General features: G+C 71.4%; 15 protein-coding genes and 2 pseudogenes. 7 read left to right on the top strand and 10 right to left on the bottom strand.

The genetic code is table 11. The features are described from left to right. Positions 1-207: 207 nt before the first annotated feature. The 3 genes from ACLQ24_RS19535 to ACLQ24_RS19525 all read left to right on the top strand — a co-directional run bounded on the left by ACLQ24_RS19535 (position 208) and on the right by ACLQ24_RS19525 (position 4,020). Entirely contained in the window at positions 208-462 is a 255-nt protein-coding gene (locus ACLQ24_RS19535) for a hypothetical protein (protein WP_425893155.1), read from the top strand. A gap of 347 nt (positions 463-809) precedes the next feature. Beyond that, entirely contained in the window at positions 810-2,738 is a 1,929-nt protein-coding gene (locus tag ACLQ24_RS19530) for a hypothetical protein (RefSeq protein WP_425893154.1), read from the top strand. 661 nt (positions 2,739-3,399) lie between these two features. After that, complete coding sequence (locus ACLQ24_RS19525) at positions 3,400-4,020, top strand: hypothetical protein (protein WP_425893153.1); 621 nt, start codon at positions 3,400-3,402, stop codon at positions 4,018-4,020. A gap of 60 nt (positions 4,021-4,080) precedes the next feature. On the opposite strand, the gene ACLQ24_RS19520 is transcribed toward ACLQ24_RS19525, so the two are convergent. The 10 genes and pseudogenes from ACLQ24_RS19520 to ACLQ24_RS19475 form a co-directional block, all read right to left on the bottom strand. Further along, complete coding sequence (locus tag ACLQ24_RS19520) at positions 4,081-4,356, bottom strand: superoxide dismutase (RefSeq protein WP_425893152.1); 276 nt, start codon at positions 4,354-4,356, stop codon at positions 4,081-4,083. A gap of 107 nt (positions 4,357-4,463) precedes the next feature. Beyond that, positions 4,464-4,682, bottom strand: a pseudogene (locus tag ACLQ24_RS19515) (Fe-Mn family superoxide dismutase); the annotation flags it as partial. A 106-nt stretch (positions 4,683-4,788) separates the two neighbouring features. Further along, a pseudogene (locus tag ACLQ24_RS19510) lies at positions 4,789-4,923 on the bottom strand (superoxide dismutase); the annotation flags it as partial. 981 nt (positions 4,924-5,904) lie between these two features. Then, positions 5,905-6,186 carry a hypothetical protein gene (locus ACLQ24_RS19505; protein ID WP_425893151.1) on the bottom strand — a complete coding sequence of 94 codons (282 nt, stop codon included), beginning with the start codon at positions 6,184-6,186 and terminating at the stop codon, positions 5,905-5,907. Beyond that, complete coding sequence (locus ACLQ24_RS19500) at positions 6,183-6,881, bottom strand: hypothetical protein (RefSeq protein WP_425893150.1); 699 nt, start codon at positions 6,879-6,881, stop codon at positions 6,183-6,185. Before ACLQ24_RS19500 ends, ACLQ24_RS19505 begins: the two co-directional genes overlap by 4 nt. Positions 6,882-7,605: 724 nt before the next feature. After that, positions 7,606-7,917: a hypothetical protein gene (locus ACLQ24_RS19495; RefSeq protein ID WP_047892971.1), complete on the bottom strand. Its 312-nt coding sequence runs from the start codon at positions 7,915-7,917 to the stop codon at positions 7,606-7,608. Further along, positions 7,914-8,189, bottom strand: coding sequence for a hypothetical protein (locus tag ACLQ24_RS19490; protein ID WP_425893149.1), 276 nt, complete (start codon positions 8,187-8,189; stop codon positions 7,914-7,916). Before ACLQ24_RS19490 ends, ACLQ24_RS19495 begins: the two co-directional genes overlap by 4 nt. 310 nt (positions 8,190-8,499) lie before the next feature. Beyond that, positions 8,500-8,940 carry a hypothetical protein gene (locus ACLQ24_RS19485; protein ID WP_425893148.1) on the bottom strand — a complete coding sequence of 147 codons (441 nt, stop codon included), beginning with the start codon at positions 8,938-8,940 and terminating at the stop codon, positions 8,500-8,502. 67 nt (positions 8,941-9,007) lie between these two features. Beyond that, positions 9,008-9,304 carry a hypothetical protein gene (locus ACLQ24_RS19480; protein WP_425893147.1) on the bottom strand — a complete coding sequence of 99 codons (297 nt, stop codon included), beginning with the start codon at positions 9,302-9,304 and terminating at the stop codon, positions 9,008-9,010. Beyond that, complete coding sequence (locus tag ACLQ24_RS19475; protein WP_425893146.1) at positions 9,301-10,080, bottom strand: ParA family protein; 780 nt, start codon at positions 10,078-10,080, stop codon at positions 9,301-9,303. Before ACLQ24_RS19475 ends, ACLQ24_RS19480 begins: the two co-directional genes overlap by 4 nt. Before the next feature lie 186 nt (positions 10,081-10,266). Here ACLQ24_RS19475 and ACLQ24_RS19470 point away from each other — a divergent pair, with 186 nt between their 5' ends. From ACLQ24_RS19470 to ACLQ24_RS19455, 4 genes are all read left to right on the top strand, one after another. Further along, positions 10,267-10,884, top strand: a complete 618-nt coding sequence (locus ACLQ24_RS19470) for a hypothetical protein (protein ID WP_425893145.1) — start codon at positions 10,267-10,269, stop codon at positions 10,882-10,884. 137 nt (positions 10,885-11,021) lie between these two features. Beyond that, complete coding sequence (locus ACLQ24_RS19465; protein WP_425893144.1) at positions 11,022-11,162, top strand: hypothetical protein; 141 nt, start codon at positions 11,022-11,024, stop codon at positions 11,160-11,162. Continuing rightward, positions 11,159-11,611, top strand: coding sequence for a transcriptional regulator (locus ACLQ24_RS19460; RefSeq protein ID WP_425893143.1), 453 nt, complete (start codon positions 11,159-11,161; stop codon positions 11,609-11,611). The genes ACLQ24_RS19465 and ACLQ24_RS19460 overlap by 4 nt, the downstream gene beginning before the upstream one ends. Positions 11,612-11,781: 170 nt before the next feature. After that, the coding region (locus tag ACLQ24_RS19455; protein ID WP_425893142.1) for a hypothetical protein at positions 11,782-12,634 on the top strand (853 nt) is incomplete at its 3' end.

Below are 12,634 nucleotides of genomic sequence, written 5' to 3'. Positions count from 1 at the left end.
TGGGACAGCTACCCAAGCGCGGGGCCTAGCTAGATCAACTTCTTGATCCCTGGTCGCACGTCCGTTAGCAACGCCCCGAACTCGCCGAGGTCACCCAGTTCATCGTCACCCGCTACCAGGACAAGACGCTCGACGAGATCCGCAAGCAGGCGCAGCACTGGCGCCGACCGCGTCTACTCCAAGGTCGTCGACGGCGACGAGGACACCATGCGCATCGAGCAGGCCGACGCCATGGCGAAGGCGCTGAGCCGACTGGCCGACGAGCGCGAGACACGCCCCGCCCCGAGGACGGCGTCGAGGCACAGCCCCGGTGAGGAGTTCGTGTGGGTAACCCCGGCCGAGGTTGATCCCGGCGACGAAGAAGCCGGCCTGGTGTGGCGTGGCGCCGACGCGGCCGACTACGCAGCCCGCGTCGAGGACATGCTGTCAGCCCGGCAAGAGCCTGGAGGCCGCGAGCAGTAGGAGCCCGACCACTTCGGCAACGCGACTTGATCGATTCCCACCGCCCGGCCATGCTCGATCCGGCCGGGTGGTGGCGCGTCCAACCGCGACAGAGCCCGGCCAGCATCGAACGGAATTGGTCATTCGGATGCGCCAGGAGGTGTGTCGGGCTACTGGCGGTAGCTGTCGCAGACGTACGATCCTGCGGAACACTCATGACCTTGATCGGAGGCCGCGCCTCACGCGCGACACCTAACTCCAGATAAAAGCAAAGCCCCAAACCCAAGACGTTTGGCCGCGCCGCAGGGTTTGAGGCTTTTCCAAGCTCGGAGGCAACGATAGCACCCAGCCCCGGGCTGGGTGCTTCTTTGTCTCCAGACACGCCGGCGTGTCGGGCCGGTTCGCCGCGCCTTCTGGAGCGCCCAGCCGTACCCCCGCCCGTTGACCAGCGGTTCCTGGTCGAGACGACCCGCACCGGTCAGACCCGGCTGGCCGCGCCGCCCGGCGCTCGTCGCCGTCTGGTCTACCCGACCGGTGTCCAGACTCCGTGTGTGCCGTGCGCGGCTGCGGGCGTCGACCGGCAGGGCCTGCCCCGTGACGGTGCCGACTCCGTCGCCCTGTGCATGTCGTGCTGGCGTGGCCGCAGCGCCCGGGAGTACCGGCGTCTGGTGGCCGAGGCGGTCGACGACGTCGACACCACGTGCGCGGCGTGCGGCGACCCGGAGCCGTCACCGGCGTGCTGGTTGTGCGGCTACTCCTGGCTGGTCGAGCAGCGCGCGAGGTTCGAGCAGGACCAGGCCGCCGAGGCGGCGGCCGTCGACGCGCGGTTCGCGCTGCTGGCCGAGCGCGCCGAGGCCGACGCCCGGGTGGCCGAGTTGACCGGCTGGGTGCAGCGGCTTCGCACCACGGTGGAGTCCTACGCCGCCGGCGGGCCGCAGGGCCGCGCGGTGGAGCTGTTCGCCGAGCTGCTCGCCCGCGAGGCGGCGGCGCGCGCCTCCAGGCGTGGCCGGCCGTCGCGGCTGGCCCGGGTCGCTGCTGTGCTGGCCGTCGACGCCGACTACCGCACCGGCCGCCGGTCCCTGCCCGGCCGGGACCGCTCCGCCCAGTTGGCCGGCTGCACGACCCGCACGGTCACCGACTGCTGGGCCCGCGCTGAGGCCCTCGGGTGGGCGGTCCGGACCCGCCACGGCCGCCGGCTGAGCCTGGCCGAGCGCACCGAGCTGGGCCGGTACAACGACCGGGCGGAGTTCGACCTGCTGCCGCTGCACCGCAGCGACCCGGCCGCCCGCGCCCCCTACGTGCCGGTGGCGCTGCTGGTGCTCGACGACCTTCTGCAGCACGCCCTGGAGCTGCTCACCGAAGCCGAGGACGACGTCGACGCGCTGATCGCCCGCACCGGTGCCGTGGTCGACCACGCCGGCATGGTCCGCCGCGCGCAGCTGCGCCAGGCCGTGGCCACCGCCCGCGACACCGTCCTGGCCGACGTCGAGGCCATCGCCGCACGCCAGATCGAGACCGGGAATTTCTTCCCCCCCCGCTCGGCGTCTCAAGGTGAGTACTTAAGTTCCTGCTTGTCTCGGGGTTTCAGTTCTACTCCGCGGCTCACGTGCTCCGGTCGGGTGGCCCGGACAAGCCGGAGGGAAAAACGCGCTTCGCGCTCACCAGCCGAGTGCGGGCGGGGTTCGGCCGGGTGCGACGGGTCGCACCCCCTACGGCGTCCTAGGACGCGCCACGCGACGTGTCGACCGCCGTGCCGCCCTCCGGAGTGGAGTGGCTGGGCGTACGACCTTGCCCGAGCGCTCATCCTGCGCTGGACGTGGCTGGCGGACGCGAGCCTGCCCCGGGTGGCCGCCACGCTCGGCGCGGCGCTGAGCCGGGACTGGACGGCCGAGATGCTCGACTCCTGGGTGCGTCGGACGCGTGGCGGCCGTGGGCTGCTGGCCGCGCCCGATCACCCGTGCGGCTACCTCAAGCGGGTGCTCGACGAGGCGTTGGCCGGGGACCTGGTGCCGCCGCTGCCGGCCCGCCGGCACGCCGAGCACCGCCGCCGGGTGGCGACCGAGGGCGCGGGCACGGCCGCCGGGGGGCTGGCTACCGCCCTCGCCGGGTGGGACGACCGCGACGAGGCTGCGCGAGCGGAGCGGGCGGGGCCCGGCGACGGCCGACGTCGGGCCTTGGCGGCGGCGGGCGCGGCCTCCCGGGGTGACCACGCCTCCGCCCGCGCCATCGCCGCGGCCGAGGACTGGCCCGAGGTGGCCCAGCCCGGTTCAGGTCTGCCATCGGGACTGATCAGGTAGGGACCGCTCGGAGAGACGACTCCACCTATCGGCGGTCGTCTCATTTACAGCGAGCAACTACTGTCGGCAAGGTGGCGGCTGCGGTGTGCAAGCGATGCTTTGGTCGCATGCCGCTGCTCAAGAGGCGTGATGCGCAGTTCTGCTCCCGGTCGTGCCGAAGTGCAGCATCCCGGGACGTCAAGCGGCCGGGTCCGGGTGAGTCACGAGAGCCGTGGTCGGGCATGTGCGTGGTCTGTGGTGCCAAGTGGAACTTCGACGACTGCCGGCCGGAGAAGCTGTACTGCTCCAAGCGGTGCCGGACCCGCGCGTGGCGCAGCCGGCTATCCAACCCGCTGGTTAAGGTGCGCCCTCGACGGCCTCAAGATCCACCGCTGTGACGTCTGAGAAGGACGCTTACAAGGCCCTGGCCTTGATTTATAGAACATGGTCCATGACTACTTCGGGAATGCCGGAGGCCGGATCCATATTCTGGGTTATCGGCCCCAACGTGGAGGTACCGCGCGTGAGGCAGACTAGACGTTGGGGCTCGATCACGCCGCAGTTATCGACCCTAACCGCTTGTAGCGGGCTACGCGACCGTTTCAGGTTGTGAAGTTCCAGTCAGCGGTGACCCGTGACGTCGGGTTCTGCATCACGGTCGGGGCCAGAGGAGATCACCAGGTTGACCAACCCGACGTTCAGTTTCGACCTCAGCATGACTCGGTTCGTCAAGTACATCGTGAGCCCGGGAACGCAGCGTTTCGCGCTCGTACGCAGCTTCGACGACGAGTACTCGCCGGTCAAGGACCCGTACCGACGGATGCGGCTGGCCGTCCAGGCCGGTCGACGCACCGGCAAGGACGAGGCGGCGATGAACAGCGCCGTCCAGAACTGCCGGGCGCAGATCCGTGGGCACTACATCGACATCGCCCGTGGGTGGCTGTCCTTCATCGAGCCACGCGCGGACACCGTGCTTGTCTCCTCGGGCACCGGCCGCTGGCACACCACAGACCTGACCGTTCGCGTCACTCCCGATCTCGTGCTTACGCACCCGGACGGGACCACCGACGCTCTCAAGCTGCATTACTACAGTGACCCGTTGACCCCGCAGGCAGCCGAGATCACGTTGTGGCTGTTGCGGCAGACCCTCGACCAGACCCATCCTGGGGCGCGGCCGATGGTGCTGGACGTACGCCGCCGCCGGGAGTACACCCGGGTGAAGCACAGCCCGGGGTACGCGAGCTGGTTGGAATCCGAGGCCGCCAGCCTCGCGTTCCTGTACCGGCGCCACCGCGCTGCCTGACGCTCGATCACGCCCGGGGCTCCAGCCGTGACTGGAGCCCCGGGGTGCGGCCATCTGCGGTCAGGCTGCTGCGCCCGGCGGCGGCTCAAGGCTTGCCGCGGCCATGTGCAGGCTCAACTCTCGGACGAGGTCGTCCATGCTCTGCTGCGTCTGCGCCCGGACCAGCGCCAGGGCCAGCTCGGCCAGCAGGCAGAACCCGCGGACCCTGGCCGCGTCGTCGGGAAACGCCGCGAGCAGCGCCTCGGCGCCGGCGAGGTCACCGCGGTGCTTGGCGGCGATCACTCCGGCAGCCTGCTGGGCATGGTCGAACAGCCGCGCCGCGCCCGGCTGGGTCACTGCACGCCCGGGATGGCCGGCCCACTGCTGCGGGCGGCGTCGAACCGGGCGGTGGCGTCGGCCCAGTTGACCAAATTCCACAGCCGGTCAACGTAGTCCGGGCGCACGTTGCGGTACTGCAGGTAGTAGGCGTGCTCCCAGGCGTCGAACACCAGGACCGGCGTGGAACCCTGCCCGACGTTGCCGTGGTGGTCGTAGACCTGCTCCACGATCAGCCGCCGGCCAAGCGGTTCCCAGGCCAGGACACCCCAGCCGGAGCCCTGCACGCTCTTGGTCGCCGCCGACAAGCTGGCCGGCGAACGCGTCGAAGGAGCCGAAGTGCTCATCGATCGCCGCGGCTAGCTCGCCGTCGGGGCGGTCGCCGCCGTCCGGGGACAGGTTGTTCCAGAAGATCGAGTGCAGGACGTGCCCCGACAGGTTGAACGCCAGGGTCTTCTCCAACCCGACCAGTGCGGTGTAGTCGCCCTTGTCGCGCGCCTCGGCGAGCTGGTCGAGGGCGTCGTTGCTGCCCTTGACGTACGCGGCGTGGTGCTTGCTGTGGTGCAGCTCCAAGATCTCGCCCGACATCGCCGGCTCCAGCGCGCCGTAGTCGTACGGCATGTCCGGCAGCGTGTACGCCCCCATCACGGTCCCTTTCCTTGATGCCAGCATGCAGCTATTGCTAAGAGTTTGCAACAAGGACCGTACCGAGATCCCCGGCCGGACTGGCCCTTGGGGACCAACGCTCGGAGAAGTCCCGTTAGTGGGCGTGGGCCCGGCCGGCGGCCCTGCGGCAGGCGGCTATCGCAGAAAAGCAGGGCCAGTCGGGTCCGCCGGAGCGTTGGTCGATCCGAGTTCGCCGGCCGTACCGGTCGAAGGTTGTCGCAGAAAATCACGAGCTTTCTGCGATAGCGCCACCGCGGCAACGTCCGCCGACAAGGGAGCGTCCACCTCCGCCAGACCCCCAACTCGGGTGCCCACTAATTGATCTTGCTTAACGGGACTTCTCCGAGCGTTGGTCCTCAAGGGCCGTCACCATCAGCGGCATCCGATCGATATTCACGACAAGGGGTCGCGTTGTCGATGGGTCACGTGCTACCTCTGCCGCACCCCGACCCGTCGACAAACACGCAACACGGGCCGGCATCCAGGGGGTGGGTGCCGGCCCACGCCGCGGTCGGCCGGGTCGTGGTGGTCGTGTTGGGCAGCGTACGGCGCTGCGCGGTCAGCCGGGAGTGGATCGCAGCGCCTAGTCTCGACAGTTGGCGGTGCTGCTCAGGTCCCCCGTGCCGGCAGCGCCGCAGTGAGGGGATAGAACGGGCGGCCCCGGGCTGGGCGAGGGCCGGGGCCGCCCGTTCGCAACGCCTGCTCCTGGTGGACGCTGGCGGGAGTGGGGTCCGTCATGCAGGCGGGGCTACGGGGCGGAGGCACCGGCCGCCGGCCGCGAGCCGGTCGCCGCGCCGGCCGGGTTCGTGGCCACTTTTTCTTCCGGGTCGCGTGGTCGCCGTCCGTGTGCCCTCGCGGTGACGTCCCGACCTGATGGCGTCGGTGCGGCGCCCGCCGGGGTTGTCAGTCGGTGGGCGCGGTCGAGGAGATGGGCTTGTGCGAGGTGTGCGACTCGGCCGGGCAGGCACCGAAGAACCGGGGAGGGCGGTGGCCGTCACGCGGCCGGGCGGCGGGGCGTCGCGCAGGGCCCCGCAGCAGGTCGGTCGGCCGCACGGTCACCGGTTCTTCGCCGGCAGCGGCGCGGGCGTCGTCGACCAGGTCCCGCAGCGCCTCGCTGACCGGTACGCCGCGGCGTTGTGCCTCAGCCATGACCCGGTCGGCCTGCTCTCGCTGCTGCGCGTTCATGGCCGCGGCCCGGGGCCACCAGCGGGCTGGCCGGCACCGGTGATGTCGGTGTGCAGTTGCTCCTCGAGGGCCACCATCTGGGGCCGTGTCAGCTCGATGACGACCGCCTGGCCGCCGGGAACGCCCATCTCCAGTTGGCGGCCGCCGTCGAGCAGAGGAGTACTCCAGTCGATGTAGCCGGCGTCGTCGTCAAGGCTGACGAACTCCTGTGCTCGGGGATCGGCGGTGAGGGTGTAGTGCAGCTGCTCGCGCAGGTGCCGCAGTTGCTCGCCGGTGAGGTCCAGGGCGACGACGTCGACACCGTCGCCGGCCTCGATCGACCGGCCGCCTGCCGGGCCGGTCATGCTCCAGTCCAGGTACCGGCCACCGCGCAGGTGCAGCGCGCCCGGCTCGATGTCGTGACCGTCACGGGCCTCGGCGGCGAAGGCGCGCAGCTTCGTGGCCAGCTCGCGGGCCTGCGCGGAGGTGTGGTGGGCGGTGTAGGGCTGCCAGAAGTCGTCGTCGGGATCTTCGGTGCCCTCCACACCGGCTACGGCGATGCGGGGGGCGCCGTCGTGGTCGACCAGGTCCAGCCACAGCGCGCCGATGTCTCCGCCGGCCTGGTCGATGGCGCTGGTCTCGATGTGCCGGCGGGTCGCCGCTGCGGTGGCGGGCTGCCGATCGCGCAGTAACGAGAGCAGGTCCTTCATGGTCACCGGCAGTTCGTCGTCGACGATGCGGACCTTCTCGCTGGCGAGGTCGGCGTCGCCGGCGAGAAGGTGCTCCAGGCGCTGGGCCGCGCGGATCCACTTGGTGGGCGTGGACGGGCGGTGCCCGGCCTCGGCGAGGTCGGCCAGCTCGTCGAGATGATGGGCGGCGGTCTCGGCCTCGGCGGGGTCCCAGGTGCGGTGCCGCGTAGCCCGTCGACGGGCCGCTGTCGGGCTGCTCCAGGTTGGTGACCGGGTTCCACCGGTGCGGGGAGGTGCCGACCGCGACGTACCGGCCGCCGTCCCACGAGGTGCCGCCGTCGCCGTAGTCCATTAGGGCAAGGGTGGTGGCGGGGCCGGCTGCGGCGGGCACCTGGTCGGTGCCGTGGCAGGTGTCGCTGTCGGCGTAGCCGAGCAGGTCGCCGACCGCCGGGCGCGTCGACGCGGCCTCCAGCGTGGTGCCGTCGCCCATCGGGATCTCCTGTCTCGTGAGGGCGTCGCCGGCCGCGAGCCGGTCGCCGCGCCTGCCGGGTTCCTGGCCACTTCTTTTCCCGGGTCGCGTGGTCACCGTCCGTGTGCCCTCGCGGTGACGTCCCGACCTGGTGGCGTCGGCGCGGCACCCGCCGGGGTCGTCAGCCGGTGGGCGCGGTCGACGGGATGGGCCTGGTCGGAAGGGTGCGAGGTGTGCGACACGATCGGGCAGGCACCGGGGAGACCGGGCAGGCGGTGGCCGTCACGCGGCCGGACGGCGGGGTTCGGCCGCGTCGCGCAGGGCCCGCAGCAGATCGGCCGGCCGCACCGTCACCGGTTCCTCGCCGGCAGCGGCGCGGGCGGCGAACGCCTCGTCGACCAGGTCCCGCAGCGCCTCGCTGACCGGTACGCCGCGGCGTTGCGCCTCAGCCATGACCCGGTCTGCCTGCTCTGGCCGGAACCGGCCGCCCAGGGTCACCATCGCGCCGGAGGCCGGCGTGTTGTCAACGACCGCGTTCGACCAGTCGCGCGACTCCAAGGACCGCAGCGCCTCGTCCCTGTCTGCCTTCTTCACCACTCGCCCCCTTCGGTGATCTTCGTCATCGCGGTCACCTCGTCTTCGTCGAGCCAGCGACCGCCGACCACGAGGTACTCGTCGTCGTTCTCTTCGGCCAGCAGCACCGCGAGCCAGCCAGCGTCGGTCAGCGCGGCGACCTGGAGCACCGTCCCGAGGTGTCGACGCACCCGGGGCGGTGGCGCTGAGGTCAGCACCCACACCGCGAGCCGCCAGTTGACGTCGGCGGCGTTCAGCGCGTCGTAGCTGCGCTCGTCGAATCGGAACTCCACACCCACAGTTTACGACCGTTAACGGCCGTGTGTCAGTGATCGGGGGTCCGCGCCTGCATTGGATTGCCGCAGCTCACGGCGGGTGCGACACGTGCGACGCCCCACACCGCCCCTCTCCGCTGAGAGGCTCCAGGGCCACCAACCGGCGTCAAGAGCGCTACGCGTCGCTACGCGATGGCCTGCCGGCCACCCTTGACCCCGGCCGCTGGCCCTGGTGAACAGGCTCCGGAGGGGCGGCCCGGGGAAAGGTTGGCAACCACGCCGGCCCGCCGCGGCGCTCAGTAGGGGAGGGGCGGCGCAGGGTTTGCACTCATGGGGCCGCTGCTCGTGGCGCGCTCGGTGGCATCTGGCGTGCGACCAGCTTGCGGACCTCGTCGGCCGATGCCCCCCGTACGACGAACGGGTGGGAGATACGTCGACTGTCATCCGTGAAGTCCGCAGAGGGCTCGAAGTCGCGGGAGATGACCAGGTCCGCCAGAGGCGAGTCCGCTTGGGCCATGAGCATCCATGACTGGCAGACGGGCAGTAGCTGCTGCCGTAGTCCATCGGCGTCGTTGATCTCGACCAGTGCCCAACAGTCCACCGGGTCCACCGTGATCTCGTAGGACGTGACCGCGGTGGACTTCCACCCTTGCTCGCCGCGTTGCCCGGTCGCCGTTTCGGTGACCACCGCTACCCAGGTGTCCGGGTGAGCCGGCACTACCTGGAGCACCCTCCGGCCGACTTCGGCGGTTTCCGCATCGTCCGTCATGGATCAACCGTACTGGTACCTCCGCAGGCCAGGTAAGGCACTGCTGCCCCGCCGGGTGCGACAGGTGCTACGCGGGCGGGTCGGGCAGCCGGTCGCGGATGCCGTCGAGGTCGGCCAGGGCGTGCTCGACGATCGCGGCGAGGATGATGTGCTTCGGGGCGCGGGTGGCGTAGTGCAGGTCGTCCAGGGCTCGGGCGAGGGAGTCGGCGACGTCGCGGCGCATGTACCAGGAGCGGCGGTCCATCTCGACGGCGGCCGGCGTTGCCGGGCGCACCGCCGGGGAGGCAGGGGTGGGCTGGTGGCGCTGGCGTAGGACGCCGAGCAGGTCGTCGACGCCGCGGCTGGCGGGCAGCTGCTTGCTCATCGGGCGGTCTCCAGGGTCTGGGCCAGGGCGCGGTAGACCTCGGCGTGGTGGCTGGTCGGGGCGTAGTCGACGACGGTGCGCCCGTGTCGGGCGGCCTCGGTGACCACCACGGACAGGGGAACGGTGCCCAGGATCGGCAGGCCGGCCTGTTCGGCGAGGCGGTCCAGGTCGGCGAGCACCGACCGGGCGTACACCGACGCCGGCCGCCGCAGCAGGCTCACGACCATGCCGTGCAGCACGAGCGGGTCGGTACGCAGGAACTCGTCCACGGCGGCGATCTGCGCCAGCAGCAGCTGCAACGCCTTGAGGGTGGTGTCTTCGGCCTGCACCGGGATCAGCACCCGCTGGACGTAGGTCAGCGCGTTGTCGGTGACGACGTCCAGGGTGGGCGGGCAGTCGATGAGGACCTGGTCGTAGTCGCCGTCCAACGGCGCTAGCACCCGGGCGAGGCGCTGCTCGCGGCCGCGCAGCTTGTCCAGCTCCCGGGCCACGGTCAGCATCGCGGCGGTGTTGGGCAGCACGTCGAGCACGCCCCCGGCCCCGGTGGTGGAGTGCCGCACCGGCTCGACACGGGCGCGGCGGCTGCTGGTCAGCGCCTCGGCGAGGGTGAACCCGTCCGCCGGGGCGACCTTCAGCGCGTCGGTCAGGTAGCCGCTCGGGTCGAGGTCGACCAGCAGCACCCGGGCGCCGGTCTCGGCGAGCGCGCCACCGACGTTGATGGTCAGCTTCGTCTTGCCGACGCCGCCCTTCTGGTTCACCACGGCCGTGCTCGTCATGCCCGTGACCGTAGCGTCGCACCCCTCGCACCTGGCATCCGCCACGCGGCCACCAGCAGGAGTGCGACGGGTGCGACAGCCGAGAACATCGATGTTGATCTGTCGGGCGCGCGACAGATGCCTACCCATGCTGTACGAAGTTCCGTACAGTCATACGTAGATTCGTACACATGGGAGGTTGGGACGATGCTCAAGCATCTGCCGGACGGAACGGTGCAGCTGGAGGTCACGCCGGCGCAGGCCCGCGTACTGGGGGGAGACGCCTCGCTGCTGCTGGACTGGTTCGACTCCGCGCTGGTCGGCCTCGTGGCGCTGCGCGAGGGCCGCGCGGCCGACATGAGCCGCGACGAGTGGCACTACCTCATCACGCACCTGGAGCACCGGCTCGCGCCACGCCTCGACGGGCTGCGCGATGCGGTAATCCGCGCCCACCACGGTGCCGGGGGCAGCCTCGCGGAGCTGGCGCTGGCGATGGACGTCGAGAAGTCGACCGCGCAGTACCGCCGCGACCGTGTCGTGAAGCGGGAGCCGAACGTCTGGGAGGCGTGGGCCCGCGCCGGCGGCCCGCAGCACCCGGGTCAGCCCGCGAAGCGGTGGACTGCCCGGCTGACCTTCGAGGACGGCACCCAGGAGGAGTTGCACGGGCTCACCGAGGACCATGCCCGGGACCTGGAGCTGCTTATCACCAACGACCGGCAGCGCACGGCCACGGTGGACAGCAGCACCGGCCGGCACACCTACCGCGCCGAGCAGCTCCAGGTCGTGGGGGTGTGGGTCAGCCGCAGCGAGCAGCAGCCCCGGTAGCGGACCTGCCCCGTCCGCCACCGGTCGCACCCCGGTGGCGGGCGGGAGTGGCCCGACCCGGACCACTCGACGACGCGGGGGCGGCCCTGCCCTGGAAAGCCGGCCGCCCCCGCTTACTCCCGCTAAGGAGCCCCCTCATGTTCGCACGCGTGATCCTGGCCGCCCGGTGGGTGCTGCTGTCCTGCGGCTGCATGGTCACCCTGCACGGCCGCGTCCCGGCGCCCACCTGGTGCCAGGACTGCCGTAAGGACGTCACCTCGTCTGGAGGCACCCGATGACCGACCCGGGCACCGTCGCCGCGGTGTACGCCGCCCTGTTCGCCGGCCACCAGCTCGCCGACCACTGGATCCAGACCCAGCACCAGGCCGACACCAAGGGCCAGCCCGGGTGGCGGGGCCGGTTGGCCTGCGTTCGGCACGTGGCCACCTACGGCGCGACCCAGCTCGTAGCGCTCGGGCTGCTCGCCCTGGCCGCCGACCTGACCGTGTCCCCGGCCGGGCTCGCCGCCGGCATGGCGATCAACCTGACCACCCACTACCTTGCTGACCGGCGTACCCCGCTGCTGTGGTTGGCCGAGCGCACCGGGTCCACCCGGTTCTGGCGACTCGGCATGCCCCGGGCCGGCCGGGACGACAACCCCAGCCTCGGCACCGGCGCGTACGCGTTGGACCAGTCCTGGCACTACGGCTGGCTGTTCGTCGCCGCCATCCTCACCACCATCATCTAGACCCACCGACACTCGGAGGACAGACCCACCGACTGACCTCGCACACCCCCCCGCCTTCACCGAAGGGCGCTCCGTCACCACGGCGGAGCGCCCTTCTCGTGCGTCCGAACATATTTAATTCATTTCGTTTCATCACACAAACGGATCTAATTCTATGATATTATTTGGGCATGACTGATACGCAGACCCCTCAGGTTCAGCAGGAGTGCGCGTTTCCGGGCTGCGACCGCCCGGCCGAGCGGGCGGTTGGCCCGGGTCGGCCGCCGAAGTACTGCGAGAACCCGGAGCACAACGCGCAGACCGCGTTCCGGGTCCGGCAGGGCCGGCCGGCCGGCGGGCCGAGCGGTGAGCAGCCGGACCTCGGTCGGCCGGTGACGATGGCTGGCGACACGGCCGCCGGGTCGGTCAAGGTGATCGAGCGGCTCAGCCGCGAGCTGGTCGACGCGTTGGGTCGGCACGCCGAGGCGATGCGGACGGTCGGCGACGTCGACGCGGCGGAGGCGCAGATCGAGGCCGTGACCACGGAGGCGGCGCAGAAGGTCAGCGACGCCGAGGCCGGCCGGGCCGCTGAGCACGCCCGGCGGGTGGCGGCCGAGAGCCGGGCCGAGCAGCTGCGCGTCGACGCCGAGGACATGGCCGCGCAGGTCGACGGCCTGACCGGTGAGCTGACCGCGACCCGGGCCAAGGTGGACGAACTGGCCGGGCAGCTCGACGAGCGCGGCGCCGAGCTGGAGCAGGTTCGCGCGGAGGTAGCCCGGGTCGGCGAGCTGGCCGCCCAGCACGAACGGCGGGTGGAGGAGCAGGCCGAGCAGCTGCGCGCCGCCGAGAGGTGGCGGGACGCCGCGAAGGAGGCCGCCCTGCTCAGTGAGCAGCGGATGGCCGAGCAGACCGAGACGATCGAGGAGTTGCGGCGCCAGCTCGCCCGGACCGAGCAGGAGCGTGGCGCTCACCAGGCGGAGGCCACCGCCGCCCGGACCGCGCAGCAGACGGCCGAGGCCGCTGCGGCGCAGGCCCGCGAGCAGC

It is taken from the genome of Micromonospora sp. DT4, assembly GCF_049841675.1.
In the GTDB taxonomy this organism is placed as follows: domain Bacteria; phylum Actinomycetota; class Actinomycetes; order Mycobacteriales; family Micromonosporaceae; genus Micromonospora.
The sequence above is the reverse complement of the archived record's forward strand: the minus strand, read 5'-3'. Positions and strand labels throughout refer to the sequence as shown.

What these genes read in the sequence shown, in the direction of transcription:
- ACLQ24_RS19505 (WP_425893151.1), bottom strand. Translation starts at nt 6,186, where the DNA reads ATGAACGCGCAGCAGCGAGAGCAGGCCGACCGGGTCATGGCTGAGGCA.
- ACLQ24_RS19535 (WP_425893155.1), top strand. Translation starts at nt 208, where the DNA reads ATGCGCATCGAGCAGGCCGACGCCATGGCGAAGGCGCTGAGCCGACTG.
- ACLQ24_RS19485 (WP_425893148.1), bottom strand. Translation starts at nt 8,940, where the DNA reads ATGACGGACGATGCGGAAACCGCCGAAGTCGGCCGGAGGGTGCTCCAG.
- ACLQ24_RS19475 (WP_425893146.1), bottom strand. Translation starts at nt 10,080, where the DNA reads ATGACGAGCACGGCCGTGGTGAACCAGAAGGGCGGCGTCGGCAAGACG.
- ACLQ24_RS19460 (WP_425893143.1), top strand. Translation starts at nt 11,159, where the DNA reads ATGACCGACCCGGGCACCGTCGCCGCGGTGTACGCCGCCCTGTTCGCC.
- ACLQ24_RS19465 (WP_425893144.1), top strand. Translation starts at nt 11,022, where the DNA reads ATGTTCGCACGCGTGATCCTGGCCGCCCGGTGGGTGCTGCTGTCCTGC.
- ACLQ24_RS19480 (WP_425893147.1), bottom strand. Translation starts at nt 9,304, where the DNA reads ATGAGCAAGCAGCTGCCCGCCAGCCGCGGCGTCGACGACCTGCTCGGC.
- ACLQ24_RS19470 (WP_425893145.1), top strand. Translation starts at nt 10,267, where the DNA reads ATGCTCAAGCATCTGCCGGACGGAACGGTGCAGCTGGAGGTCACGCCG.